This window comes from Rhodococcus sp. KRD197 (genome assembly GCF_017168235.1).
Lineage (GTDB): Bacteria > Actinomycetota > Actinomycetes > Mycobacteriales > Mycobacteriaceae > Rhodococcoides.
Genome location: NZ_JABFAO010000001.1, coordinates 140500 through 165858 on the forward strand (window position 1 = coordinate 140500; position 25359 = coordinate 165858).

Genomic DNA, 25359 nt, shown 5'->3' on the forward strand with positions numbered 1-25359 from the left:
ACGGCAGTCGCGTCGCCCAGGTCTTGAACGAGTTCGCCACGGCTTCAAATGCGGGCTTGTGCACATTGGATTCGGTGAATCGTCTCGGCGCTTCGAAGGTCTGGGGGTAGGAAGTACCCATCAGCCGGCACTACCGCTCTCTATTCGCGTTACGAGGTCGCGGCGCTCGTCGCGGACCTTTCTCGAGACGGCGATGAATGCTTGGACCAGGGGAGTTGGTTGTCCGCGCCATCCGACGCAGAGCGTCGATCCCGGCACTTCGCCTAGCACTCGGTACACCAGCGACGCCCGGTGTGCGAATCGGTCCGTGCTCGGCACAGAAACCGACAAAGTAACACCGGCTGCTACGTTGTCCAGTTCTTCGTCCATTGTTGCGGTGTCCCTGCTGATGCGGGGCAAACGGTCGTCGTCGATCCCGAGATCACGCAGCGTCCAAAACGCGCGCCAACGTGCGTCGTCGGTACGCGGCGCCGAAATTACCTGATCCTGCAAATCGGATAGACGCACCGATTCCTGTGCAGCAAGAGGGTGCGAGCTCGTCATCCCTATTGCGAGCGGTTCGGTGAACAACACCTCGGTGTTCAAGTTGGTCAGTTCGATGGGTAGCCGCAAGAACGCCACGTCGGTCTCTCCGGACCGCAGACCACAGGAGGGATCTGTGAGGTCGTAGCTTTCGATCCGCGGGCTGACGGACGGGTGCCGACTCCTGAACTCCGAGATGATCAACGGAGTCAGTTCCAGTGCTGACGCGGCGAAAAACCCGATGCGTAGTACACCTGACATTTTGGAGTGTGCTCGGTGCGCGTCTGCCACACCTGCGTCCAGAACTACCAGGGCCTCACGCGCTGAACGGAGGAAGGCCTTGCCGGCGTCCGTCAGCTCGACGGCTCGCGTTGTCCTGTTGAGTAGCGGTACGCCTACATCGTGTTCGAGTTCGGTGATGCTGCGACTCAAACCCTGCTGCGAAACGTAGAGAGTCTCTGCTGCACGGGTGAAGTGAAGGGCTTCTGCCACCGCCACGAAGTGCCGTAAACGACGCGTATGAACGTCCATCGAACTCGCTTTCGGTCTCTGCAACTGCGACGCAACTCATCATGGACCGCCCGTCGCCGATTCACAACAGATCGGCGTAAATTGGAGCGAGAATTCTGTTTCCCTCGACGCTGCGTCCTGCGGCACACTCACATCGAATGTGACGCGCATCTCTGCGGGTCTATCGATTCGATTGTGAAGGAGCGTCACCTTTCGCCGACGACTGGAAGGCGCTGCGTTCGGGACCACGCACGTCCAACGCGTGTGCGGTGCTCGACGACTGAATCGATTGGACCCCAATCATCATCTCGCACTCGCCCGATCGGCGAGAATGACCACCACGTCAGGTAGGCAGCTATGTCTCAACAATCGTCCTCCACATCTTCTGGCTCAGTCGTTGGTGTTGGTACCAGCACCGACCACGTGCCTATCGGCAGGGGCATCGGCGTCCGAGGTGTCGTATTCCTGGTCGCTGCCGGTGCTGCCCCGCTTGCCGCCGCAGTAGCGGTGTTTCCAGTTGTGGTCAGTGCCAGCGAAAGTCCTGTGTCACCCTTGTTCTTCGTTGTCGCGGCGCTGGCTTTGGCTGTGTTCGCCGTCGGCTTCACTCGAATGGCCCATGAAGTCACAGACGCCAACGCATTCTACGACTTCATTCGTGCAGGTCTGGGCCACGTCTTCGGACGGGGGGCGGCGACACTGGCGCTGGTGTCGTATGCGCTGCTGTTCGTCGCGCTCGTAGGATATCTGGGCGCTTCGACAGCAAGTGCCGTCGAGTACTTCGCCGGTGCCGTGATTCCGTGGTGGGCGTGGAGCACGTTGTGGCTGTTCATTACTGGTGTGTTGGCATACCGCGACATCGCGTTGAGTACCAAGGTTCTCGGCGTTTCGCTTGTGCTCGAAGTCGCGATCATGTTGGTGCTCGATTTCGTCATGGTGTTCCGTGGCGGGCCCGAGGGATTTACCACATCGCCCCTGAACCCACTCCATTTCAACGAAGGCACACCGTCGCTCGGCCTAATGTTCGCCTTCTTCGGTTTCGTGGGCTTCGAGGCCACCGTTATTTTCCGGAGCGAGGCGCGCAATCCGCACCGAACAATTCCCCGAGCGACCTCCGTGTCCATCATCGCCATCGGATTGTTCTACGCATTCAGTCTTTTCGCTGTCGCGGTAGGTACCGGCCCCAACAGTCTCGTCGCGAAAGCAACCGAGTCCCCACAGACCCTGATCACCGAACTCGCATGGACGTTCCTAGGGGTCTTCGGGCAGGACGCCGTTCAGATTCTTGTCTTGATAAGTCTGTTCGGCTGCTTCTTGACTTTCCACAACGTGCTCGCTCGGTTCACATTCAACTTCGGCGCGGCAGGTCTGCTTCCCGCAGCGTTGGGTCGAGCCCATCCCCGCCATTACGCACCGTCGCGAGCATCTCTGGTTGTCACCATGTACTGCTTGCTCGCTATTGCAGGGTCCGTCGTGCTGGGGTTGGACCCTGTGCTCGATCTTTACACGTGGTTCTCCGGCGCAGCGACTCTGGGAATCATCGTGTTGATGGCTCTGACCTCGTTGGCGGTCATAGTGTTCTTCCGTGGACACGAACGAGGATCGTGGCTGACGACGTTCCTTGCGCCCACTGTGTCTCTGGTGGCGTTCGGGGGACTCGTATTCTTGGTAGTCAGGAATTTTCCGTTGCTGGTCGGCGGCTACGGCGTAGCCGTGGCATTGATCGCGGTGCTGGCCATCGCATTCGTCGGTGGAGCAGCAAGCGCGTTGTTAGGCAGGTCTGCGGCGAGAAATCTGTAGTGGCCAGTTACTCGGCTTGCTGAAGCCACAACGGGACTCAGAAATCGGGGCATGCAACGCCAATCCGATCACACCAATCCACAACAAAAGTGCGTGAATCCGGATGGACTCGTTGTTTCTCTCGTCGCAAGAACTCCGACAGAATCAGAGCTACAACGGATGTGATGCGGACTCCGCAAGGGTGTCGCATCTGATGAACCAATACGGCCACCTCCGAGACTTCGTTGCACGCTTGCACGCCATCTTCTGCTCACCGAATTGGCGAGTGGCATCGTTCTACAGAAAGAGAACACCATGACCGGCCAGTTGGAGAACAGAAATATCGTCATCACCGGCGTCGCCGATCGTCGAGGCATCGGTTTCGGGAGCGCCCGGGTGCTGGCGCAAAAGGGTGCACTGCTGACGCTGGTGGACATCTCCGAGCAGGTCCACGAGCGCCGAGATGATCTCGAGCGCGAGGGGTTCGATGTCCGGTCCAACACTGTAGATCTGACGAATCATGTGGATGTTGCCGCCTTGATCGACCAGGTCGTGAAAGAAGCCGGCGTCATCGACGGCTTGGTGAATCTTGCAGGGATTGCAGCTCGGGCAAAGAAGGGTGACGATGTCGACTTCGATGTGCCGATACTTGCCACGACCTCGATCGAGTCTTGGGAGCGAACCCTCGCCATCAATCTCACCACTCAATTCAATTGTGTACGTGCGGTTTTGCCGCACATGATCAAAAGGAGATACGGCAGAATAGTCAACTTCTCGTCGGTGACCGGGCCTGTCGGCGCTATCGCTGGCCTGGGCGCCTACGCAGCAGCCAAAGCAGGTGTTGTCGGACTCACCAAGTCGATCGCACTGGAGAACGGCCAGTTCGGAATCACAGCGAATGCGATCGCGCCCGGATACGTCAACACCGCAGCGTTGACTCCCGGAATGCGCACCGGCGGCGAAAACACCCCGCTTGGGCGAAGCGGGGAACCTCGCGAAATCGGTGCTCTTGTTGGCTTTCTCGCATCTGAAGAGTCTTCGTACGTCACCGGTCAACTGATCACCGTCGATGGCGGAAACATGATCCAAGAATACAAGGGGCCTGGTGAACTGGTCCTTTGAGTGACCGCCTGCCGGCACCGACCCACTCCATTGGATCGGCAACTATTGTCTTCACCGCGCTCCGATTCGCACCGTAGCAATCGATCGCGTTGTGCGGCTTTCTGATAGGAGATCGACGTGCATGTAGTCTGCGCAGGTGATGAGGACGCGACACCGCCCACCGTGGGCCTGATCATCAACCCGGTGGCGGGGATGGGCGGCACCGTGGGTCTCAAGGGTACCGACGGAGCCGACATACTCCGCGAAGCACAATCCCGTGGCGCCCGGCCGGCTGCGCAAGCTCGAGCCAGCCTGGCCTTGGCGCAACTCGCCACGACCGCAGTAGCCTTCCGACTTGTCACCGGTCCTGCCGAAATGGGTGAAGATGCGGCGCGCGCAGCAGGTCTGACGCCGGAAGTCGTGTACGAACTGCGGGCTGATTGCTCAACCGCTGCCGACACTCGCGCAACCGCGGTCATCATGTCCGCTCTCCGGGTTGACCTGATCCTCTTCGTCGGTGGCGATGGCACTGCACGGGATGTGTATTCGTCCGTCGGCGATCGTGTCCCCGTGATCGGAGTGCCTGCCGGTGTGAAGATGCACTCGGCAGTGTTCGGCACGAACCCTGCGAATGCCGGCCGACTAGCTGGACTGTACTTGACCCGAAATCCTGCGGCCAGGCTACGCGAGGCAGAGATCATGGACCTCGACGAGGCGGCGATTCGCAACGACAGAGTGTCCGCGCGCCTCTACGGTTATGCGCGCAGCCCTTTCGAGCGTCATCTCGTCCAGAACGCGAAGTCTGGCTCGCGGCCTGGGAGCGAGCAAGATATGGATGCTGCTGCTCACCAGCTGGCGCGAGAGATGCGGCCCGAGTGTCTGTATGTTCTTGGCCCAGGAACGACTACACAACGCATTGCCTGTGCGTTGAATCTGCACTCGACCCTCTTGGGCGTCGATGCCGTTCTCGACCGTAAGCTGATCGGAATCGACGTCGATGAAAGTACGCTACTTCGATTGATGAGTGGCCGAGAGAGTCGAATAGTCGTCGGCGTTCTCGGCGGCCAAGGCAGCCTGTTCGGGCGCGGCAACCAGCAAATCAGCCCGAAAATAATTCGCCATGCTGGGCCCGAGAATATTGTCGTTCTTTCGTCTATCGAGAAATTGATTGCGCTGGGCGGTGAGCCGCTCCGTGTCGACACCGGCGACGTCGAATTGGACGAGAGGCTTGCCGGTCATATCAAGGTTCGGACGGGCGAAGATCGCAGCGTCATTTACAAGGTCGCGTCATGAAACTAGGCAATGAGATGAGACATAAGGTGGCATCGATGATCAACTCCGCAGCACATCCGTACATGGCGAATTCCGTGCCCGAGCTTCAACAGGAGATGCTCGAGGCGATAGGCGTTGCCACCATCGAGGAGCTCTTTCAGCAAATACCCACCGACCATCGCACGACTCGGAAACTCGATCTGCCGCCGGCGCTCGGTGAAGCTGAACTGCGACGGCATATCGTGAACATCCTCGCGAAGAACCGAACGTGCGAGCAAAACTTGAACTTCCTTGGGGCAGGGCTGTGGCAACACCACGTGCCCGCGGCGTGCGACGAGGTGGTTCGCCGAAACGAATGGCTTACCTCGGTCTTCGGCGAGCCCAGCTCGGATCACGGCCGCAATCAAGCATGGTTCGAGTTCTGCAGCCAACTGGGTGAGCTGCTCGAACTCGATCTGGTGGGGCTACCTGTCCGGAGTTGGGGTTCTGCTGCGGGCCATGCCCTGCGAATGGCTGCCCGGATTACTCGACGCGCTGAAGTCGCGGTTGTCCGTGCGATCGATCCAGAGCGGTTGTCCGTCATCCGCAATTACTGTGAACCGACGGAGATGGAGAGCCACATCGGAGTCCGGTTGGTCGACTACGATCCTGCCAGCGGACTAATCGACCTGGACGATCTCCGGGCAGCAGTCGGTGAGCAGACTGCGGCGGTCTATTTCGAGACGCCATCCTATCTCGGCGTAATCGAGCAGCAAGGGGCCGAGATCGCGGCTATTGCGCGTGCCGCGGGCGCGGAGACGATCGTCGGTGTCGATCCCATTTCACTGGGCGTTCTTTCATCTCCAGTGGACTTCGGCGCGGACATCGTTGTCGGAACAATTCAACCGCTTGGCGTTCACATGCACACTGGCGGAGGAGTCGGTGGTTTCATCGCCTCACGCGACGAAGATCGCTACGCTCATCAGTACCCCACTTTGTTCATCAGTATTGCCGAAACGATCAAAACGGGGGAGTACGGATTCGGTCTGAGTCTCTTCGAGCAATCCTCCTATGGTTTGCGAGACAAAGGAAACGACTGGACCGGTCATTCGGTGTACATGTGGGCCATCGCTGCCACCACGTACATGGCGTTGATGGGTCCCCAAGGGTTCGAGGACATCGGGGGGACGATCCTGCAGCGCTCGCACTATGCGGCCCAGTTGTTGTCCGAGATCGAGGGGATACGTGTCGCCTTCCCGTCGGGATTTTTCAAAGAGTTCGTCGTCAACTTCGATGACACGGGAAAGACCGTCGATGAGATCAACGCTGCATTGTTGGACAGTGGGATCTTCGGTGGGAAAAATCTGACATCGGAGTTCCCCGAGTTAGGTGCCAGCGCACTCTATTGCGTCACAGAAATTCATACGAAATCTGATATCGATCGTCTGGTGGGCGCTCTCGGAAAGGTGATTGCACAATGAGTACTAGGGTCAACGAAATTCAGGCCCCGGTTTGGAACGAACCGGTCATCATGGAAATGGGTTACCCCGGCCGTCGGGGTGCGGTGATCGCGCAGGCCGAGGAAGGCATCGAAGCACGGGTTGGCGCAGCGGTCGACCTGATCCCCACTGCTGTCCGCCGACGCGACCGTCCGGCGTTGCCCGAGATGTCCGAGCCCGAGGTCCTGTACCACTACCTGCGCTTGTCACAACAAACGTTGGGAATGATGGGTGTCAGTCTGTTCGGAACATGCACGATGAAATACAACCCGCAGGTCAACGAGGCGCTTGCCTGGCGGCCGGAAGTCACCGAGGTACATCCGCTGCAGCACGAGGACACGCTCCAGGGAACACTGGAAATTGTGCACGGGATGGATCTCATCCTGCGTGAGCTCTCAGGGATGGACCAGTTCGTGTTTCAAGCTGGCGGAGGGGCGGAAGCGGCTTTCGTCAACGCCTCGGTCACTCGTGCATACCATGCCTCTCGGGGTGAGCTGGAACAGCGAAACGAAATCATCACAACTATCCAAACTCACCCCTGCAACGCCGCGACGGCTGCCGCCGCAGGCTTCAAGGTGATTACGTTGATGCTCGACGAGAACGGCTACCCGTCCCTTGATGCGCTGAAGGCTGCTGTGTCGAATCGGACCGCCGCCTTGATGGTCGGCAATCCCGATGACATGGGCGTCTACAACCCGGAGATGAAGGAGTGGGTGGAGATCGTCCACGAAGCCGGCGGCCTTTGTTTCTACGACAGCGCCAATTTCAATGGAACAATGTCGAAGATTCGACCCCGCGAAATAGGCTTCGATGCATGTATGTTCATGCTTCACAAAACCTTTGGCGCACCCAAGAGCGGCGTCGGAGGGCCCGCCACCGGCGCCTACGGGTGTTCGGCTGAGCTCGCCCCGTTCCTGCCCGCCCCGCTTGTCACCTTCGACGGTGAGCGCTACCACCTCGATGCCGACCGCCCGAACAGTGTCGGCAAGATACGCGAGTTCTGGGGCAACGTGCCTGTGATTCTCAAGGCGTACGCATGGGTGCGAGCAATGGGCGCCGAGGGGATAGCCCAAGCGTCCGACATCTCCGTCTTGGGGAACAACTACATGGAGAAGGGGCTACTCGCAATCCGAGGGGTGACTCGGTCGCACCCAGAGAGTACGAGCCCTCGCCTCGAAATGACGCGTTACAGCATGCAGACTCTCAAAGAAGACACCGGTGTCGACGTGCACGACGTGCAAAACCGTATGACTGACTTCGGAATCGACGCGATGTGGACCAGCCACGAACCATGGCTGATACCTGAGCCTTTCACGCCCGAGGCAGGCGAGATGTATGGAAAAGAGTCCTTGGATCGATGGATTGCAGTACTCGCCCAAATTTCGGATGAAGCTTATTCGAATCCTGAAATCGTGAAATCCTCACCACATAACCAGGCAATCCATCGATTGAAGCCGGGCGTCACCGACGACCCAAGTACTCGCGCGATGACCTGGCGCGCCTTTCAGCGAACGCCCGCACGGATCCAGTCGAAGCAGTTCCGGTCGACGGCTGTCGAGCGCACCGAATTAGCAAGTCTGCATTAGAGCAACGGACGTTCAGAAGCCTTGCGCGCGTGCTCGGACGTTGACCAGTGAACAGTGATCGACTGAACGCGCTGACTCGCAACGACAATGATCACACCGTTTCGTATGGAAGGAGCCTTCGTGACAGGACTGGACACGCCGATAACGCCTCTGAAATTTCTCGAGCGCTCGGCCCAGGTACATCCCAACAAGACCGCAATCGTCGACGGCAAGCGGCGCATATCGTATTCCGACCTCGCGTCCATAGCGACACGTCTTGCGCATGGTCTGCGCGGGTCAGGAGTCGGACCCGGTGACCGAGTTGCCTATCTGGCAACCAATTCGGCCGAATTGCTGGCGGCACACTATGCAGTTCCGCTTATCGGCGGCGTACTGGTCGCAATCAACACACGACTGTCGCCACCGGAAATCGAGTACATATGCAACCATTCCGAGGCTGTTCTTCTCCTCGGTGAAGTCGACTTGCTCGAACAGCTGCAGAATACTTCCCTGCTGACAGTGCGGGAGAAAGTTCAACTGCCGCAGCAGGACGGTGGTTACGTGGACACCGAGCAGTCTCACATCACCTATGCAGCACTCATGGAACGCGGGGCCGAAGAGCATTTGCCGTGGGAGGTCGACGACGAGACCCGAACGATCTCGATCAACTACACGTCGGGTACCACCGGTCGTCCGAAAGGAGTGATGTACACCCATCGCGGCGCGTACCTCAATTCTCTCAGTCAGATTCACCATCAGCACTTCGACACTGACACCAAATACCTGTGGACTTTGCCGATGTTCCATTGCAACGGCTGGTGCGGGCCTTGGGCGGTCACTGCCGCATCCGGAACTCACGTATGTATCCGTGCGGTTCGCGGTGACGCGATGTGGTCACTCATCGACAGCGAGAAGATCGACCACATGAGTGGTGCACCGACTGTTCTCACGACGCTCGCCACTGCCGAAGCGGCGCATCCACTCGACCGCAGCCTGACTATCACTACCGCAGGAGCTCCACCCAGCCCGACCACCATCCGGGCAGTCAGAGCACTCGGCGCCGAGATAGTGCACGTGTACGGCCTGACCGAGACGTACGGCCCGTGTGCAGTCTGCGAACCCCAGGCAGAGTGGTCCGCGCTCGATGAGGACACGCTGGCGAGGCTGCTGGCGCGTCAGGGAGTGGGAATGCTCGCCACCGGCCCAGTGCGGGTGGTCCGCGCTGGACGCGGTCCGCATGGCGAACTCATCGACGTCGCCAGCGACGGTATCGAGATGGGCGAGATCGTGATGCGCGGAAACATCGTCATGAAAGGGTATTTCGGCGACGACGGGGCCACCGTAGAGGCCTTTTCCGGGGGCTGGTTCCACTCTGGTGACCTGGGAGTCATGCACCCGGATAGCTATATACAGCTCATGGACCGTGCCAAAGACATCGTCATTTCCGGCGGCGAGAACATCTCTACGATCGAAGTCGAGCAGGTTCTCATGTCCCATCCGTCGGTGTTGGACGTCGCCGTGATCGGCGTACCGGACACGAAATGGGGAGAGCGACCCAAAGCGTTCGTAGTTCTCAGAACAGATTCCACGATCTCGGATTCCGATCTGACACAGTACGTACGAGACCACATTGCAGCCTTCAAAGCGCCACGAGAGATTGTATTTCTATCCGAGTTACCGAAGACCTCGACCGGGAAGACTCGCAAGAACGAGTTGCGCGACCGCGAATGGAGTGGAGAGCGAGAGCGGATCCGAGGCTGATGCTTTCCACCTAATCCATCTACCCATACAGAGGACTGCGAATCGGTGGGTCCGACGACCGACCGTTGCAGAATCCACTCGCTAATCGCTCAGCGAGCACATCAATCTCGAAAGGACGCGGACATGACAGAAGATGCAGTTCGTCGGGTACTCGCAGCGATCGAGGGCTCACGCGAACGGATTGTCGACGACGTGAAACGATTGGTCGAGGTCCCCAGTGTGAATCCGAATTATCCTGGCGTGCGACCCGAAGACTATCTCGGTCAGGAATCCGAGGCGAACCTCTTGCTCCGCGACAGATTCGGCTATCTGTTCGACAGCTCCCAGTTGGTCAAGAGCGTTGCGAAACGCGAGAACCTCGCGGGTGTCGTGAAGGGCGGCGGCACTGGGCGGTCGCTGTTGCTCAACGGCCACATCGACGTCGTGCCGGCCGGAAACCTCGATACGTGGACTGGTGACCCCTTCGTCGCGAAGGTAGCTTCCGGCCGAATACACGGCCGAGGGGCAAGCGACATGAAGAGCGGAGTGGTTGCCGCATTCAGTGCGATCGAAGCGATCCGAACGTCGGGTATCGACCTGGCCGGCGACCTCGTCGTTCATTCCGTGGCAGGCGAAGAACTTGGCGAGCACGAAGTCGGGACAGGTTGCGTGCTGGAACACGGATACACAGCGGACGCGGCAATAGTCGTCGAGCCATCCGCTAGTTTTGATTCTCCGCTGACGATCAATCCAACCGCTGCGAGCTTGTTGTGGGGTCGAGTCCGAGTCGAGGGACTCGCCGGGCATCCAGGGCTTCGCCGCGAGCTGATACGGGCCGGCGGGGCCGGTGCACGTGCGGGCGTGAACGCGATCGACAAAGGCTACTTGGTCCTGCAAGCGCTGTACGGGATCGAAGAGCAATGGGGGCTGGGCAAGCAACGCCCGCTGTTCAAACCAGGGCACTTCGTCGTCATGCCCGGAACGATTCATGGACGTGGGAAAGACATCGACATTCCATTTGTCTTCGCCGAGTACTGTGAAATCGATTTCATCGTGTGGTATCCACCGGAGGACGACGCCGATGCGGTGAAGCTCGAGATCGAGAGTTTCGTCAACCGGTCGGTCTCCTTGGATCCCTGGTTGACGGATCACCCACCCACCTACGAGTGGCTGGTCGAGTTTCCAGGATTCAGCACCCAAAATGATCACGAAATCGTCCGAACTCTCGGTAGCGCTCACGAACAGGGGACCGGCCTCACTGCAATAGTCGAAGCGTTTCCCGCCGCCTGCGATGCGACATGGATTGCCCGAACAGATATCCCGGTTGTGAATTACGGGCCGGGCCATCTGGCAAACGCCCACAAGCCGAACGAATACTGTGATGTGGACGAAATCATTTCCGCGACGAAGAGTTTGGCTCTCACAGCACTCGATTGGTGTGGTGTGCGGTGACCGTGCCGGCAGCCTCGTCGAGCTGAACGAGAACACTCTCGGAACGCGGGCGGACATAGCTGCGGTCAACCCGCAGTCTTCATGTAGCCCGGGGCGCACGTGGGCGCCGCAAGGTGACTGGCAGGACAACTATCGTCGCCATCGCAACCTGAATCAGCGCGAGCGCGCTTGCGGCGAAAAACAGAACCTCGACCGGTCCGTCCAGCATGGACGCGGTCTCTGTTGGCCGGGCGGCTGGACCATGATGATGGCCGGTGGCACTTGCAGATTCGGCACCGCTTGTGGTTTCGGTGTGAGTCATCGAGAACATCAGCATTGCGTGCAGAACAAGCATGCCAGCGGCAAGTACACCCGCCGTGGACCAGTCGCGGATGGTGGGCTTTGTCCACAGATGCCTGGCGCAGGCCACACAGGCGACGGCGAGTGCGAGCATCAGCAGGCTGGTGCCGGGGAAGAGGGCGAGATGGGTGAGCAGTACCGGGATATGCGCGGCCACGCACACGAGTGCTAGAAGTGCGGCGACTTTCCCAGCGGCGTTCGCTCGCACGGGATTTGCCGGCACCGTCGGCCGCCAACCGGCGGCGTCTGCGGTGGTAGTGGCCATAGAACACTCCTTTGGTGTCCAGGTTGACCGTGGTCGAGCTGGGCCATACCGGGAACGAAGAGGGCGGTGCCGTTGGGGTTCGGCATTCGGGTTGCGCGACAGTCGTGCGGAGAGGGAGTAGACGGTCCGGTCCGCATTGTCTTTCGAAGCGGACCGGACCGCGATCATCGGTTGTCGAGTTCTGATTCGGCCGCTTCGAGAGCCGCGAATTCTTCTTCTGGTGCCTTCGCGACGAGATGGTGTCGGCTGTAGAACGCGAAGTAGGCGATCATCACTGCGTACGCGGCGGCCGCATACAACACCACCGAGGGTTCGACCATGAACCCGGCGGCGAGGGCGGCGACTGCAAGAACCAGAGCGATTCCGGAGGTGAGCATCCCACCGGGGGTTCGGTAGGGGCGGTGCAAGTTCGGTTCCCGAACCCGCAAGACGATGTGCGAGATCATCATCAGTATGTACGAGACGGTGGCCCCGAACACCGAGATCAAGATGAGCAGGTCCCCAGAGCTGGTGAGAGACAGGATGAAACCGATCACTCCGGGCACGATGAGTGCCAAGAACGGGATCTTGCGGCCGTTGGTCAGCGACAACACCTTGGGCAGGTAGCCGGCCCGCGAAAGTGCGAACGTCTGCCGCGAGTAGGCATAGGTGATGGTGAAGAAGCTCGACACCAGACCCACCAGACCGATGACGTTGACGAACTGGCTCAGCCAGGTACTGCCGCCGTTCGCGGTTTCCATAGCGTCGATCAATGGATTGTCGGAGTCCTGCAGATTCGATGCTCCCGAACCGCCGGGGCCGAGGGTCAGCAACAGTGCGGCAAGGGTGAGCAGCACCAGCACACCACCGATCAGTCCTTTGGGGACGTCGTGCACCGGGTTGCGGGCCTCCTCGGACGCGAGGGGCACACCTTCGACTGCGAGGAAGAACCACATCGCGTAGGGCAATGCAGCCCAGACCCCGACGATGCCGAACGGGAGGAAGCTGCTGGCGCCCACAGCGTCGGTCGGGGCGATATCGACGAGGTTGCTGACATCGAAGTGCGGGATCATTCCTATCGAGAAGGCCAGCAATCCGATCACTGCGACGATGGCGATACCGAACATCAGCTTGAGCACTTGTGAGACGCCGTACAGGTGCAAACCTATGAATGCGATGTAGAACACCGCGTACACCAGCGGACCGCTGATCCCGAAGAGAGTGTCCATGTACGCGCCGATGAAAGTGACCACTGCGGCCGGGGCAAGCACGAATTCGAGGAGCACCGCTGTACCGGTCAGGAAGCCGCCCCAGGGCCCCATCGCGCGACGGGCGAAGCCGTAACCGCCACCAGCGGTGGGGATGATCGAAGCCATCTCTGCCAGTGCCAGACACATCGCGGTGTACATCAAGCCCATGAGCCCAACCGCGATGAGCATGCCACCCCAGCCGGCGTACCCGATTCCGAAGTTCCAACCGGCGTAGTCACCCGCGACGACGTAGCCCACGCCGAGTCCGATCAGCAGGACGGGCCCGGCGGTGCCGCGACGGAGTTGGCGACGGAGCATGTAGTCGTCGGCGACGTTGTCGTAGTCGACTCCACCTGCGGCGTGGGCACCGGTCGTGCCCGACTGCGCGGGATGACCGGAGGCAGCGTGCGGATGTGTGCTCACGCGTGGTCCTCGCATCCGCAATGCGCGCCCTCGGTCTTCTGCTCGGGACGAGGCAGGTTCAGGGTGGGGTTCTGATCGAAGAATCCGTGGGGTTGGAGGATGAACCCGACGTGCTGTCGCGGCATGACCGGCCAGTCTTCGAGGCGCACCACGTGATGCATGCCGAAGGTGTACCAGACCACGATGTCTTCGTCGACGATACTTCGGTTGCCCGCGATATATGCGGGTAGGCCGTCGCCGCCGCGGGACTGGTTCGGGTATTCCCCCGCCGGAAAGCGTTCGTCCTCTTCGTATGCGGTGACCCAGAAGTTGTTGGTGGCGAACCCTGCTCGCTTGGCCACCCAGGAGTCCGGAGTGGCGGACAACGTAATTGCGTCGGTGGGCTGGAGTCGGTACGCAACCGGTTCGTCGACGATGTTGCGTTGTTCATGGTTGACGATCTTCCAGAATCGGTGCTTGTCGGCGTCGGCGCGTCGTACTGCGTCTTGTTCTCGTTCGAGAAGGCGGTCAACGGTGTAGAAGATGTTCTGGGTGTCGTTGACTTCGGGTACGACTGTATCGACCTCGTACACAGCGTTCTTGGTGCCGTCGAGTTCGAAGTCCATCCGCACGTTGAAGATGTGCTGGTGGATGGGGGCGTAGAGGCCGTCGTTGTTGAGGGTTTGCCCGTACAGCGATTTGGTGCCCGGTTGCTGGCCTGCAGTGGAGAGGATCCCGGTGGCCTTGACGAGGAACTCGATGGTGCCGTCTAGGTAGAGGTGCCAGTAGAAGCCGTACTCGTAATTGGCGACGGTGGCTATGAAGGAAATGATCAGCTTTCGTGAACGCCGAACTTCGGCGGTGTCCTGTCGGTAGTCGTAGTGCTTCCACATGATCGAGTCGTCTTCTTCGTGCATGCAGATCGCGTTCTCGATCGTCAACGGGTTTCCGTGACTGTCAGTGACGATGCCGTCGAAATACTGGATCTCACCGAGACAGTCGCAACCGAGCGCAAGGGAATTGGCCAGAGCGCCGATGTTGTACTCACCGGCGTCGAAGGCGTTCTTCTTGTGCTGAACTGGAGACGGGTCCCCATAGGGCACAACCATTTCCACAAGCGAGGCGCGGTTGATGACCGATCGATCCGCGCCACCGTCCCGGAACTTCAGTTGGTGCAGTACCAAGCCCTCGCGAGGCGTGAAGCCGACACGAAAACTCCAGTCACCCCAGGTCACGTGCTGGCCCTCGACCTGGAACGAGCGGCCGTGGGGGGAGGTGATCTCGAGGGGCTTGATGTCGGTACGTGCTGGTCCGACATGCTGGGGCAGATAGTTGCCGGTGTGTCGGGGGACCGGGATCAGGCCGTTGTCCTCTACTTCCACAACCTCACCGCTATTGAGGTCATAGATGATGATCAATCCTTCGGCCGGGTGCGCGTACGGGCTGTCATTGGCGTCCAGGCGGGTGAACACGAGGGCGCGCATCAGGCGGCGACCCTGGTCGTCCTTGCCGAAATAGCCTGCCGACCACGGCTCTATGCAGACCAGATCCAGGTCGGTCAGCCCGCGCGCGGCCAGAGCTTCGACGACGCGGGGGTCCCGTTTGCAATTGACCTCGCATTCCTCGAACTCGTCGAGCATGATCGGCGGTTGAACGCCTTTCGGCAGTTCCACCCACCGCTCGACGCTTTCGTTTTCGAGGTCGATGGTCGCTTCGTAACCGCATCCCGTAGACCGGTCGATCAGTACTGCGCTTGCCTCGCGGCGGATCTGCGACAAGTCGCCACGCAGTGCCCTTTTCGTGGGTTCTTTCAACTCCACCTGCACGAACCTGAAGCTGTCGGATTGGGCCTGTGTGCTTTTCAGCACTGACACCGCCGCACGGACTTCATTCCGGCTGAGAGGATCGAGCGGATGGGTTCTCGCTGTCGCGGCTGTGCGATCGATTTCCTGAATAGACATGCGTGCCTCGCTCCTTGGGGATAGATCGTCCACGCGTCGACATCACGACGAAGGCCTCGATGGTGGCGGGCGTTTACGGTCGGCACGGCCGCCGGCCCATCATGAAGCGATCAGTGGGGGATCTGCGTAATCACGGTTTCGATACGTGGTGAAGTGATCGGCTGTCCGATGCCTTCGAGGTATTGCTCGAACCTGTGGCTGTGACCAACCGCTCACCACCAAGACCGTAACCCTGCACTGTGACGGCAGGCACTCGTCGGCGAGAACCAGGGTGAGAACTTCGACGCGGAAAATTCTCGATCTGGTTAACATGAATGAAACATTTGTGTCATCCAAGAGCAATGTTCGAGTTCGACCCTGGCACTACATCGATCACATCCAGGGCCGATCGCAGCTGCTGATCAGGCAAATCCCACTGCTTTTGCAGAGACGAGCAATCGGAACATGACAACTTCGCCGCACAAGCGGGCGCTGGTCGCCAAGCACTCACCCGTACAGGGATTGCCGCGCCGCCAGTTGCCGTTCATACCGGTGTTCGCGCAGTCCGTCGCCGCGGTTGCACCCTCAGGCGCGGCGGCGGTGATCCCTGTACTAGTGATCAGTTCCGCAGGCGGGGGCGGTGCGCTCGTGGCTTTCGCTTGCGCGGCTGCGATCATCCTGCTCGTCTCGGCATGCCTGCGGCCAATGGCCCAGAGAATGGCATCGGTGGGCGGAATCTACAGCTACACCGCCCGCGGCCTCGGTCCGGCTGTCGCTGTGCCAACCGGATGGTCCGCGATTGTCGGATATGCGACGGTAGGCATGGCCGGCTTGATCGCCGTCGGTACTTACCTTTCGCATATCGTCGTAGCTACCGGCTTGGTTCGAGCCATTCCCGTGGGCGTGATCATTGCGGTGATGGTGGTGGCGGCAGCGGGTGCCACCCTGGTCATGATTCGCGGAATTCGAGTCTCGGCTCGAATCACCCTGCTGGTCGAATGCGTTTCCATCGGGCTCGTCGGTGCCCTGCTAATTCTGCTTATGGTCACCACGACTCGCGCCGGCGCCCCTCCCTCTGCTGCCATGAATTGGGAGGGCAACGCGCAAAGTACCGCGTTGTCGATCATCGTCGCAGTCAGCGCCTTTGTCGGCTTCGAAAGCTCGACCACGCTGAGCGGTGAGGCCCGCCAACCATTTCTGTCAGTGCCGCGAGTGATCAGGTGGACCCCCGTCGCTGCCGCGGCGCTATATTTGATCGCCTTGCCGGTGCAGGCGATCGCCCTCGCCTACGCCCCCGATTCGGTGCGCGAGAGCGCCACGCCAATGGTGGCTCTGCTGACATCTCAGGGCTCGACCAGTCTTGCAGCCATCCTCGACCTGGGAATCGCTGCCTCGTTTTTTGCGTGCACCCTCGCGTCGATCAACGCCCTCGTGCGAGTGCTGTTCTGCATGGGCCGCGAGGGTGTCGCTCCTTCACCTCTCGGTCGCACCCACCCACGTTTTCAAACGCCTGCCTCCGCCATCGGCGTATCCATGATCGTGGTAACAGCTATCCCGGTCTCGGTTCTGCTTGCCGGTGTTTCCCCTGACCAGGGTTTGCGAATTTTCCTTACGTTGAGCGCATGCGGATATATCGGTAGCTACCTGGCCGGGTGCTTGTCCGCACCAATACTGTTGCGGCGGATAGGAGAGTCGACCCCCTCTGTCTGGGTGCTCGGTGTCGCAACCACCACCATCCTGTTGGTTCTGGTCGTCAACGCCGTAGTCTTTGCTGTCCAAGACGGGGTTGTGCTCATCGCGGCGTACGCCTTGATCATGGCCGTGGCGGTGCTCTACACCGTTGCGCTTCGTCAACTGGCTCCACATCGACTCGAGTCGGTCGGCATTTACGACGAGACCCAGCTCAGCGACCTATTGCCCGCAGCAACGTTCCGATGAGTCCACGCACCGACCCGTCCCGGCGCCACTCGAGTACCGTCTCGAATTCTTTCGACATCCTCGAGGTGGTTGCCACACTCGGCCTGGGGGTCACCGCCAAGGAGATAGCCGCCGCCCTGCACCTCCCTCAGGCCACTGCTTACCGGCTCATCAACTCACTGGTCGCCGAGGAGTACTTGGTGCGGACCTCCGACCTGCGAGGCTTCGGGCTCGGCGCACGCCTGGACAAGCTCGTCACCGCTGCAGCGGTGCCCACCATTCCCACCGCAGCGCGGCGGCACCTCGACGACCTCCGATACAGCATCAGGTTCGCCGTACACGTCATGGCATTCCACAACACGACGCTGCGGGTCCTCGACTCCGACCCTGACCACCCCGTGCGTGCTGAACGGGAACTGGTGCGCTATCTGCACGCGTCGGCTGCGGGTAAACTCCTTCTCTCGGACCGCACCATCTGGCAGGAGGCGCTACCCTCGACTCAGTTGCGGCAGCTCACTTCTGCAACTGTCATTGATCTCGCTGCTTTGAACACAGAGATGCGCACGATCCGTGATCGGCAGTTCTCTGTTCAGGTCGGTCAGCTCGAACAGGATCTCGCCTGCCTGGCGGTACCGCTGCGCGACCCGAACGGAGACACCGCTGGCGCCCTCTGCCTCGCCGGCCCCTCCTCGCGCATCGACGCTCTCATCGGGCGTGCTGCCTCGCTACGGCAGAGCGCGAGTGTCCTTGCGCCCCTGCTGTTCTGAGCATCTCGTGTTGTCTGAGGGGCCCTAGCAGTGCACACGGTTGCATGAACTCCTGTCTGCGCTCGCGCCCTCGGTCTGGCACTCGGTACGGTGCAGACGTGGACGGTTTCGAAATCGGCGACGGTGTCACGGCGGTGAGCGGGCAAATGAGTGGTGTCCACGGAACCGTCGTGTGGTTCTACGCCGCCGGCTCGCCTTCCCCCGGAATAAATTGAATCTTCACTGATGCTGATGGATTCGTCCATCCCGAATCGAGAGGTTCTATCATGCATCTGGGCGTAGACAGTTTCGTCTCTTCCGTGACCGATCCGACCGACGGTCGGGTGATTGCTCCGGAAGAGCGGATGGGTCACCTGTTGGAGGAGATCGCCCTTGCTGACCAGGTCGGGCTCTACTCCTTCGGCATCGGTGAGCATCATCGCAGCGAGTACTACGACTCGGCCCCATCGATCATTCTGGCTGCCGCGGCGGCACGAACGGAGAACATCCGGCTCGGTAGCGCAGTCAAGGTGCTCAGTGCAGACGATCCAGTACGAGTTTTCCAGGAGTTCGCCACCCTCGATCTGATCTCGAAGGGCCGGATCGACTTGGTGGTGGGCCGCGGCTCCTTCACCGAGTCGTTCCCACTGTTCGGCCTGGACTTGGCGGACTACGACTCACTCTTCGCCGAGAAGTTGGACCTCCTGCTGCAGATCCGCGACAACGTCGAGGTCACCTGGTCCGGCCGGCACCGCCCGGCGCTGAACCGTCAGGGCATCTATCCGCGGCCGCTGCAGGATCAGTTGCCGATCTGGGTCGGCGTCGGTGGAACGCCCGAGTCATTCGTCCGTGCAGGGCTTTTGGGGCTCCCGTTGATGATTGCCATCATCGGTGGGGAACCACGTCAATTCGCCTCGCTTGTCGAACTGTACCGGCGTGCGGGAGCGCAGGCCGGCCATCCGCCGGAGCAGCTGAAGGTGGGGCTGCACGTCTTCGGCTTCGTCGCCGAGACCACCCAGCACGCGGCAGACACCATCTACCCGGGCTGGAACGAGATGTTCACCAAGATCTCCCGGGAGCGCGGGTTCGCCCGGCCCAGCAGGCACCAGTTCGACGCCACCTCCGGTCCCGACGGCGCGTTCTTCATGGGGGACCCGCAGACGGTGGCCGAGAAGATTGTGCGAGTCAGCGAGCAATTGGGCGGTGTGGACCGACTGTCGTTGCAGATGACGAATCCGCGATTGGCGCACGGTGATCTGCTTCGCGGCATCGAATTGCTGGGCACCGAGGTCGCGCCGATCGTGGCCCAAGTCTAGTTCCCAGGTTCTCAGGAGGCCCGACGGCACGGTCGACCTACGTCGGTCTTTTCATCAGTGACCACGGCCAGGTCATCGCGGCCCACACAGTGGCGACGAGCGCGGAACCGATCAGCAGATACACCGGCCACGGGCCCATCAGGTCCAGCAGCGACGGGTTGCCAGGCTTCCTGTTGAGGAAGCCGTAGTTCGCTCCGGTGATGCTGTTGAACGTGATGGTGATCGCCACCCACACCGCGGTCACCATCACCGCGGTGCGGTAGCTGCGCCACGTCGGCCGCATCCTTCGCCCCCAGGTCAGATAGATCGCGGCCCACACGACGAGGAGGTGAATCGCCCAGAATCCGAGGAACTGGTAGTGGGGAAAGTCCGGGCCCGTCAGAACCGGTGAGATCAGGGCCTGCACGCTGAGGACGAGGCCCCAGTAGTAGGTGAGCGCGAAGGCCCATTGTCGCTGCGACCACAGTGCATAGGCTGCGGACAACGTCGCCAGGTCGGTGAGGTGCAGCGGGACAGACCCGTCGATACTGGGCGGAATCAGCGCGTTGACCGACGCGCCGAGGTAGAGCAAGGCGGTCAGAGCCCCACCGATGCGCCCGAACCGTCTGGCCGCAGTTTCGGTCTGCCGGCGTCCAAGCCAAATCAGCAGCACCGCACCCACCGCAAACACAGCGATCGCCGACCAGTACGACGGACCGTATGCCACGAACTCGCGTGCTGTGGAGGTCAACTCGGCGGCCCCGCCAACGGGGCTCGCCATAAGCCTGGCTGGGCAATCGACAATGCCTGCACCCGCGCCGGTCGCGGAAAGCAGAGAAGGCAACCAACGCGCCATCTCAGGAACACCAGCCAGACGGTACCCGACACCTTGTCGGTGAACCAGATCATGAGCCCATTTCCGGTACGCCCGTCGTGACCTATGCCAGCGACCCTCAGTCGAGAATCGCCGTTGCCTCGACCTCCACGAGCACGTCCGGCTCGAAGAGGTAGTCGACACCGATGAGCGAGGCCGGCGGCATTGGCAGCGACAGTCCGATTTCGGCAGCGACTTGTTCGACGCCAGCCATGAACTCGGCGATTTTCGCAGGTGCCCATTTCGTGACGTAGAACGTCAACCGCAGAACATCGTCGAACGTGGCGCCCGCACCCGCCAGTCCGGTCGCGGTGTTTCGCAGCGCCTGTGCAACTTGTCCCGCAAGGTCGTCGACGGCCACGGGAGTCCCGTCGGACAAGCGTGCAATCTGCCCGCTGACGTGCACGTGGCGCGTGCCCGTCCCCACTGCGACGTGATGGTAGGGCACGTGCTGGGTCATGCCCTCGGGGGTGAGATATGCGACGGACACGGTTTTCTCCTCTGTAGATCCGGTTAGGTATAACATTGATACCTGGTACACGGAGGACACTTCAAGGAGACGTAGTTTCATGACCGATACCTCGGCTGCGCAGGGCGAGCTCACGATCAGCGCACCCCATCGTGAGTTGCTGGATCAGGTGCTCGACAAATGGTCGCTGGCCGTCCTCAACGAACTCTGTGAAAAACCCTGCCGTTTCAACGAATTGCGTCGCGCGATACCAACCGTGACGCAGAAGTCGCTCACCGCGACACTTCGCAGGCTTGAACGAAATGGAATCGTCGAGAGGGTTCTACTGAGTTCGCGCCCTGTCGCCGTCGAATACCGAATCACGCCACTGGGGAAGACGCTGAGGCCGCCGATCGACGTGATTCTGCACTGGGCAACCGAGCACATGTCTGAGATCGAACGAGCTCGCGAGAGCTTCGACCTCGGGTGAGGACGGCTTTGTCGGCGCTCGACGAGCTTTGCCGTCGATGGTTCAGTCGGATTCGGCTGGCGTCGCCAGCACCATTCCGGTTGTCGCGCCGCCGTCCACGACGAATTCCGACCCAGTGGAATACGTCGCCTCGAAGACGATGAAACGCACCATGGCCGCAACCTCCTCTGGCTCGCCGAATCGAGGGATGGGCTGATTCGCCGCGGTCTCATCGCCGAAACCGGCCGTCATCGGAGTACGGATCGGACCCGGATGAACCGAACAGACCCGCACCCCGGCAGTACTCAAGTCCAAAGCCGCTGCCTTTGTCAGCCCCCGCAGCCCCCACTTGCTCGCAACGTAGCCGCCGAGGCTCGAATATCCCATCAAGCCCGCTGTGGAGGAAACATTGACGATCACTCCGCCGCCCGCACGCCGCAGCAACGGCGCGGCCACATGCATCCCCAGCCACGGACCGTAGAGATTCACATCGAGTATGTGCCGAAACGACTCCGGACTCTGCTCGTCGATACCGCCGAGGGCCAGGATGCCCGCGTTGTTCACGAGAATCGCAAGCGGGCCGAACATCGTCTCCGCCTCCTCCAACAGCACCTCCCAATCCGCCTTCTCGGTCACGTCGAGGTGGCGGTAGCGCACAGCGTCGCCGAGAGACTCGGCAAGACGCTCACCTTCCTCGTCGAGCACATCTCCGACCACTACCCGCACACCGCTCTCGGCCAACGCGCGGACCACCGCCGCACCGATCCCACGCGCACCGCCCGTGACCACCGCACTTCGACCCTCGAATACGTTCATCGCTGCAGACCTCCCGTCGTCGTTGTCCCTGTACCCGCAGAGCCTGACACGACAACCGACCCGCACAGGATGGCCGAAAGTCACCAATCCGATGACCTCCCTCCGGGGCCCACGAACCCGGCCTGGCACCTCGTTGATGCGAGCGTGCAAGGTGATCGTCCTCGTCGCGGTCGGATGGAGCGGTAAACAAGTGACTTCGGTCCCTACACGCGCGGTGGACGAGCAGGGACGATGGACTCAGCCCGTTGGCAGGTGCGGAACTGAAGTGCGGGCACGACACGTGATGAATACGTGAAAACCTCGGCCCCAACACGATGTTGCAGTGGTGGAGCCCACCAACCCGAGCGGTGCCACGACGGAGGGCGATATGCGAGCTCATTTCTATGCCGACACCATGGAGCGTCTGTTCACCGAATTCGGGGGCCAGGTGCCGCTGCCCGTCATCACCGCGATGGTCCACGAGTGCCGAGAACAACTGTGCACATCACCCGAAGCAGCGATGCCCGAACTCATCGAGCGCCTCGCCCGTCAACGATTGACCCCCACCGCCCCGGCCGTTCCCGTGGTCGGCATCTAGGAAGCCGATGACGATGGTTGTGTTCGCTGATCGGGTCGAGGCTGGACGATTGCTGGCAGAGCAGTTGGAACACTTGCGTGGCCAGAATGTGGTGGTCTTGGGCTTGCCCCGGGGTGGGGTGCCTGTGGCCTTCGAGGTGGCGGAGGCGCTCGGTGTGCCGCTGGATGTGATCGTGGTGCGCAAGCTGGGGGTTCCGTTTCAGCCCGAGTTGGCTATGGGCGCTATCGGTGAGGGAGGTGCGCGGGTGCTCGACGCCTCGGTGTTGGCGCACACGGGGGTTACCGACGAGGAACTGCAGACGGTCGAGTTTCGTGAGCGCGCGCAGCTGGAAGAGCGTGTCTCACGATTTCGGAAGGGCCGTGGGCGCATCGACCTGACCGGGCGGACCGCGCTGATCGTCGATGATGGCATCGCGACGGGATCCACCGCCCGGGTGGCGTGTGAGGTGGCCCGTCACCTGGGTGCGGCGAGAGTGATCCTGGCGGTGCCGGTCGCGCCGGCTGCCACGGTGGGGGACCTGCCTGTCGCCGACGAGGTCGTGTGCGTGTCGACGCCCGAACGGTTCATGGCGGTCGGTCATCACTATCGGGACTTCTCGCCGACCAGTGACGAGGAGGTGGTCGTCCTGCTGGATGCGGCCGAGCGGCATGTCCGGGCCAGTGCTGCCGGACCCGACTGCGACATCGATGTCGAGATCCCTCTCGGCACAGTCGCTTTGCAGGGACATCTGCATCTTCCCGAGCCGGCGGCTGCTGTGGTGGTGTTCGCCCATGGCAGCGGCAGTGGTCGCCACAGCCCGCGCAACCGGTTCGTCGCCGCAGTGCTCTACGAGGCGGGTCTGGGCACTCTACTGCTCGACCTGCTCACCCCGGAAGAGGAACTCGATCGTGCCAATGTGTTCGATATCGCGCTGCTCGCAGACCGCCTGACGACGGTGACGACGTGGCTGGGAAGTCGGCCCGACACCGCGTCGTGCCGGGTCGGCTACTTCGGTGCGAGCACCGGAGCCGGGGCTGCGCTGCACGCGGCGGCGGGGGTGCAGATCGCGGCCGTCGTTTCCCGAGGTGGTCGCCCGGACCTCGCGGGCCCACGCCTGGCCGATGTTCGGGCCCCCACGCTGCTGATCGTGGGTAGCGCCGATGAGGCTGTCCTCGAGTTGAACCTGCGCGCCCAGGCCATGCTGCGTTGCCCCAACCAGCTAGAAGTCGTCGAGGGTGCCACCCACCTGTTCGAAGAGCCAGGGACCCTGGCCGAAGCAGCGAACCTCGCGGCCGGCTGGTTCACCCGCTACCTCTTGCCGACCGGCACCGACGACACAATGGGAGATTCCTGATGCTCCCGCGGCGGTCCGGCGTCACGATCTGTCGGTCGAGGGTGCCTTCAGCAGCTCAGTGAGCGAGCTTTCCGGATCTGCCAACAGACTCCGATCTATCGGCACTCGATCATTGAGGGCCCGACGACTGAACATGAATTCCTTTGGCCGGTTGACGCAATCGGCCGCAATCATCTCCCCGTTCTTGAAGTAGAAGCAGGCGAAGCTACGACCAGATTTCGGATCTCCACGAAGCACCACGTCGTCGTACCCGTCGTTGAGGCCAGCGATCTGCAGCTTGAGCTCGTACTGGTCCGACCAGAACCACGGCAGCGCCGAGATTGTCTTCGGCTTCCCGCACATGGTCGCGGCCGCTACCTTGGCGTGCTCGACAGCGTTGGGCACCGACTCGAGGCGCAGGTGGCGATCGTAGCGAGGTAAGAAGTAGCTGGCGCAGTCGCCGGCGGCGACGATGTCGGGGTCACTGGTCAGGCCGCTGCCATCGATGACGATGCCGTTGTCCACCGTCAGGCCTGCGGCCTCGGCCAGCTCGGTGTTGGGTTGGACGCCGATACCGATGATGACGAGATCTGCTTCGAGGAGTTCACCATCAGCCAGACGTACGCCGCGTACGCAGTCATCCCCTTCGATCGCAGCGACTGCGACGCCGGTACGCAATTCGACGCCCTCCTCGCTATGGACGCGAGCATAGAACTCCGACACTTCCGGTGCGGTAACCCGCTGCAGCACGCGTTCAGCGCTTTCCAGAACTGTCACCGAGGTGCCGCCCAGCGTGCGCAGCGAGGCTGCAGTCTCCAAGCCGATGTAGCCCGCACCGATGATGACGACGCGACGGGTATCGGTGAGTCCACCGCGGATAGCCTCGATGTCGGAGGCATCGCGAAGATAGTGCACGCCGGCCAGCTCTGCGCCCGCAATGGGTAGACGGCGCGGACGGGCACCCAGACAGAGCGCGAGCTTGGCGTAGCCAATCTCCTCGCCGTCGCTCAGCGTGACCGACCGTGCCTGGCGATCGATGGCCGCTACCCGGGCGTGACGGATTGTGATGTCTTGCTTCTCGTAGAACTCCGGCGGGCGGATGAGCAAGTCAGCGAGGCTGGACTTGCCCGAGAGATAGGTCTTGGACAGCGGCGGGCGGTGGTAAGGCAGCGCTGGCTCGTCGCCGATGATCAGTATCTCTCCTACCCACCCCTCCTGACGCAGACTGGCGCAGAGCTGCGCGCCCGCATGGCCGCCGCCGATGATGATTGCCCGGTCACTTGCCACAGAGTGCCTCTCCCGCTCGCCATGCAT

At 61.3% G+C, this 25359-nt stretch carries 21 protein-coding genes; 13 read left to right on the forward strand and 8 right to left on the reverse strand.

From position 1 onward, the window contains the following. Positions 1–120: 120 nt before the first annotated feature. Positions 121–1053 (reverse strand): LysR substrate-binding domain-containing protein, encoded by a 933-nt coding sequence (locus tag J1M86_RS00660; protein ID WP_075839845.1) that lies wholly within the window; start codon positions 1051–1053, stop codon positions 121–123. Between the two features lie 402 nt (positions 1054–1455). Between J1M86_RS00660 and J1M86_RS00665 the strand changes: the two genes are divergently transcribed. The 7 genes from J1M86_RS00665 to J1M86_RS00695 all read left to right on the forward strand — a co-directional run bounded on the left by J1M86_RS00665 (position 1456) and on the right by J1M86_RS00695 (position 11416). After that, complete coding sequence (locus J1M86_RS00665; protein WP_307786491.1) at positions 1456–2829, forward strand: APC family permease; 1374 nt, start codon at positions 1456–1458, stop codon at positions 2827–2829. A gap of 294 nt (positions 2830–3123) precedes the next feature. Continuing rightward, a complete protein-coding gene (locus J1M86_RS00670) occupies positions 3124–3930 on the forward strand; it encodes an SDR family NAD(P)-dependent oxidoreductase (protein WP_206508329.1) in 807 nt (268 codons plus the stop codon). Positions 3931–4092: 162 nt separating this feature from the next. Continuing rightward, positions 4093–5202 carry an ATP-NAD kinase family protein gene (locus tag J1M86_RS00675; protein WP_307786505.1) on the forward strand — a complete coding sequence of 370 codons (1110 nt, stop codon included), beginning with the start codon at positions 4093–4095 and terminating at the stop codon, positions 5200–5202. A gap of 35 nt (positions 5203–5237) precedes the next feature. Beyond that, the gene (gene gcvPA / locus J1M86_RS00680) at positions 5238–6641 is read left to right on the forward strand and encodes an aminomethyl-transferring glycine dehydrogenase subunit GcvPA (RefSeq protein WP_075839868.1); all 1404 of its coding nucleotides are present in this window, start codon (positions 5238–5240) and stop codon (positions 6639–6641) included. Continuing rightward, positions 6638–8245 carry an aminomethyl-transferring glycine dehydrogenase subunit GcvPB gene (gcvPB, locus tag J1M86_RS00685; RefSeq protein ID WP_206508331.1) on the forward strand — a complete coding sequence of 536 codons (1608 nt, stop codon included), beginning with the start codon at positions 6638–6640 and terminating at the stop codon, positions 8243–8245. Before gcvPA ends, gcvPB begins: the two co-directional genes overlap by 4 nt. Positions 8246–8365: 120 nt before the next feature. Further along, on the forward strand, positions 8366–9985 hold the full coding sequence (locus tag J1M86_RS00690; RefSeq protein WP_307786492.1) for an AMP-binding protein: 1620 nt from the start codon (positions 8366–8368) through the stop codon (positions 9983–9985). A gap of 123 nt (positions 9986–10108) precedes the next feature. Then, positions 10109–11416, forward strand: coding sequence for an ArgE/DapE family deacylase (locus J1M86_RS00695; protein WP_206508335.1), 1308 nt, complete (start codon positions 10109–10111; stop codon positions 11414–11416). A gap of 79 nt (positions 11417–11495) precedes the next feature. Here the strand turns inward: J1M86_RS00695 and J1M86_RS00700 are convergent, their stop codons facing one another. The 3 genes from J1M86_RS00700 to J1M86_RS00710 all read right to left on the reverse strand — a co-directional run bounded on the left by J1M86_RS00700 (position 11496) and on the right by J1M86_RS00710 (position 15612). Continuing rightward, positions 11496–12020, reverse strand: a complete 525-nt coding sequence (locus tag J1M86_RS00700; protein WP_075839848.1) for a hypothetical protein — start codon at positions 12018–12020, stop codon at positions 11496–11498. 164 nt (positions 12021–12184) lie between these two features. After that, positions 12185–13567 carry an ethanolamine permease gene (gene eat / locus J1M86_RS00705; protein WP_241259451.1) on the reverse strand — a complete coding sequence of 461 codons (1383 nt, stop codon included), beginning with the start codon at positions 13565–13567 and terminating at the stop codon, positions 12185–12187. A 101-nt stretch (positions 13568–13668) separates the two neighbouring features. Next, positions 13669–15612 carry a primary-amine oxidase gene (locus J1M86_RS00710; RefSeq protein ID WP_206508339.1) on the reverse strand — a complete coding sequence of 648 codons (1944 nt, stop codon included), beginning with the start codon at positions 15610–15612 and terminating at the stop codon, positions 13669–13671. Positions 15613–16056: 444 nt separating this feature from the next. On the opposite strand from J1M86_RS00710, the gene J1M86_RS00715 reads away from it, so the two are divergent. From J1M86_RS00715 to J1M86_RS00725, 3 genes are all read left to right on the forward strand, one after another. Beyond that, the gene (locus J1M86_RS00715; protein ID WP_206508341.1) at positions 16057–17529 is read left to right on the forward strand and encodes an APC family permease; all 1473 of its coding nucleotides are present in this window, start codon (positions 16057–16059) and stop codon (positions 17527–17529) included. Then, entirely contained in the window at positions 17526–18275 is a 750-nt protein-coding gene (locus J1M86_RS00720) for an IclR family transcriptional regulator (protein WP_075839850.1), read from the forward strand. The genes J1M86_RS00715 and J1M86_RS00720 overlap by 4 nt, the downstream gene beginning before the upstream one ends. Positions 18276–18541: 266 nt before the next feature. Beyond that, on the forward strand, positions 18542–19570 hold the full coding sequence (locus J1M86_RS00725) for an LLM class flavin-dependent oxidoreductase (RefSeq protein WP_206508342.1): 1029 nt from the start codon (positions 18542–18544) through the stop codon (positions 19568–19570). Positions 19571–19607: 37 nt separating this feature from the next. Here the strand turns inward: J1M86_RS00725 and J1M86_RS00730 are convergent, their stop codons facing one another. Both J1M86_RS00730 and J1M86_RS00735 read right to left on the reverse strand, forming a co-directional pair. Then, positions 19608–20300: a TIGR02206 family membrane protein gene (locus tag J1M86_RS00730; RefSeq protein WP_206508637.1), complete on the reverse strand. Its 693-nt coding sequence runs from the start codon at positions 20298–20300 to the stop codon at positions 19608–19610. 202 nt (positions 20301–20502) lie between these two features. Next, positions 20503–20913 carry a RidA family protein gene (locus tag J1M86_RS00735; RefSeq protein WP_075839852.1) on the reverse strand — a complete coding sequence of 137 codons (411 nt, stop codon included), beginning with the start codon at positions 20911–20913 and terminating at the stop codon, positions 20503–20505. A gap of 79 nt (positions 20914–20992) precedes the next feature. On the opposite strand from J1M86_RS00735, the gene J1M86_RS00740 reads away from it, so the two are divergent. Beyond that, the gene (locus J1M86_RS00740; protein ID WP_075839853.1) at positions 20993–21361 is read left to right on the forward strand and encodes a helix-turn-helix domain-containing protein; all 369 of its coding nucleotides are present in this window, start codon (positions 20993–20995) and stop codon (positions 21359–21361) included. A 42-nt stretch (positions 21362–21403) separates the two neighbouring features. Here J1M86_RS00740 and J1M86_RS00745 read toward each other — a convergent pair whose 3' ends face one another. Beyond that, positions 21404–22156, reverse strand: a complete 753-nt coding sequence (locus tag J1M86_RS00745) for an SDR family oxidoreductase (RefSeq protein WP_206508344.1) — start codon at positions 22154–22156, stop codon at positions 21404–21406. Positions 22157–22478: 322 nt separating this feature from the next. On the opposite strand from J1M86_RS00745, the gene J1M86_RS00750 reads away from it, so the two are divergent. Together J1M86_RS00750 and J1M86_RS00755 are read left to right on the forward strand one after the other, a co-directional pair. Then, positions 22479–22733, forward strand: a complete 255-nt coding sequence (locus J1M86_RS00750) for a hypothetical protein (protein WP_075839401.1) — start codon at positions 22479–22481, stop codon at positions 22731–22733. Between the two features lie 13 nt (positions 22734–22746). Continuing rightward, positions 22747–24066 carry a phosphoribosyltransferase gene (locus J1M86_RS00755; RefSeq protein WP_206508638.1) on the forward strand — a complete coding sequence of 440 codons (1320 nt, stop codon included), beginning with the start codon at positions 22747–22749 and terminating at the stop codon, positions 24064–24066. 21 nt (positions 24067–24087) lie between these two features. Here the strand turns inward: J1M86_RS00755 and J1M86_RS00760 are convergent, their stop codons facing one another. Beyond that, a complete protein-coding gene (locus tag J1M86_RS00760) occupies positions 24088–25332 on the reverse strand; it encodes an NAD(P)/FAD-dependent oxidoreductase (RefSeq protein WP_206508350.1) in 1245 nt (414 codons plus the stop codon). Positions 25333–25359: the final 27 nt, after the last annotated feature.

Excerpts from the sequence above, each read along its gene's own strand:
- J1M86_RS00740 (WP_075839853.1), top strand. The coding sequence starts at position 20,993 with ATGACCGATACCTCGGCTGCGCAGGGCGAGCTCACGATCAGCGCACCC.
- gcvPB (WP_206508331.1), top strand. The coding sequence starts at position 6,638 with ATGAGTACTAGGGTCAACGAAATTCAGGCCCCGGTTTGGAACGAACCG.
- J1M86_RS00745 (WP_206508344.1), bottom strand. The coding sequence starts at position 22,156 with ATGAACGTATTCGAGGGTCGAAGTGCGGTGGTCACGGGCGGTGCGCGT.
- J1M86_RS00725 (WP_206508342.1), top strand. The coding sequence starts at position 18,542 with ATGCATCTGGGCGTAGACAGTTTCGTCTCTTCCGTGACCGATCCGACC.
- J1M86_RS00695 (WP_206508335.1), top strand. The coding sequence starts at position 10,109 with ATGACAGAAGATGCAGTTCGTCGGGTACTCGCAGCGATCGAGGGCTCA.
- J1M86_RS00755 (WP_206508638.1), top strand. The coding sequence starts at position 22,747 with ATGGTTGTGTTCGCTGATCGGGTCGAGGCTGGACGATTGCTGGCAGAG.
- J1M86_RS00670 (WP_206508329.1), top strand. The coding sequence starts at position 3,124 with ATGACCGGCCAGTTGGAGAACAGAAATATCGTCATCACCGGCGTCGCC.
- J1M86_RS00700 (WP_075839848.1), bottom strand. The coding sequence starts at position 12,020 with ATGGCCACTACCACCGCAGACGCCGCCGGTTGGCGGCCGACGGTGCCG.
- eat (WP_241259451.1), bottom strand. The coding sequence starts at position 13,567 with ATGCTCCGTCGCCAACTCCGTCGCGGCACCGCCGGGCCCGTCCTGCTG.
- J1M86_RS00715 (WP_206508341.1), top strand. The coding sequence starts at position 16,057 with ATGACAACTTCGCCGCACAAGCGGGCGCTGGTCGCCAAGCACTCACCC.
- J1M86_RS00710 (WP_206508339.1), bottom strand. The coding sequence starts at position 15,612 with ATGTCTATTCAGGAAATCGATCGCACAGCCGCGACAGCGAGAACCCAT.
- gcvPA (WP_075839868.1), top strand. The coding sequence starts at position 5,238 with ATGATCAACTCCGCAGCACATCCGTACATGGCGAATTCCGTGCCCGAG.
- J1M86_RS00660 (WP_075839845.1), bottom strand. The coding sequence starts at position 1,053 with ATGGACGTTCATACGCGTCGTTTACGGCACTTCGTGGCGGTGGCAGAA.
- J1M86_RS00720 (WP_075839850.1), top strand. The coding sequence starts at position 17,526 with ATGAGTCCACGCACCGACCCGTCCCGGCGCCACTCGAGTACCGTCTCG.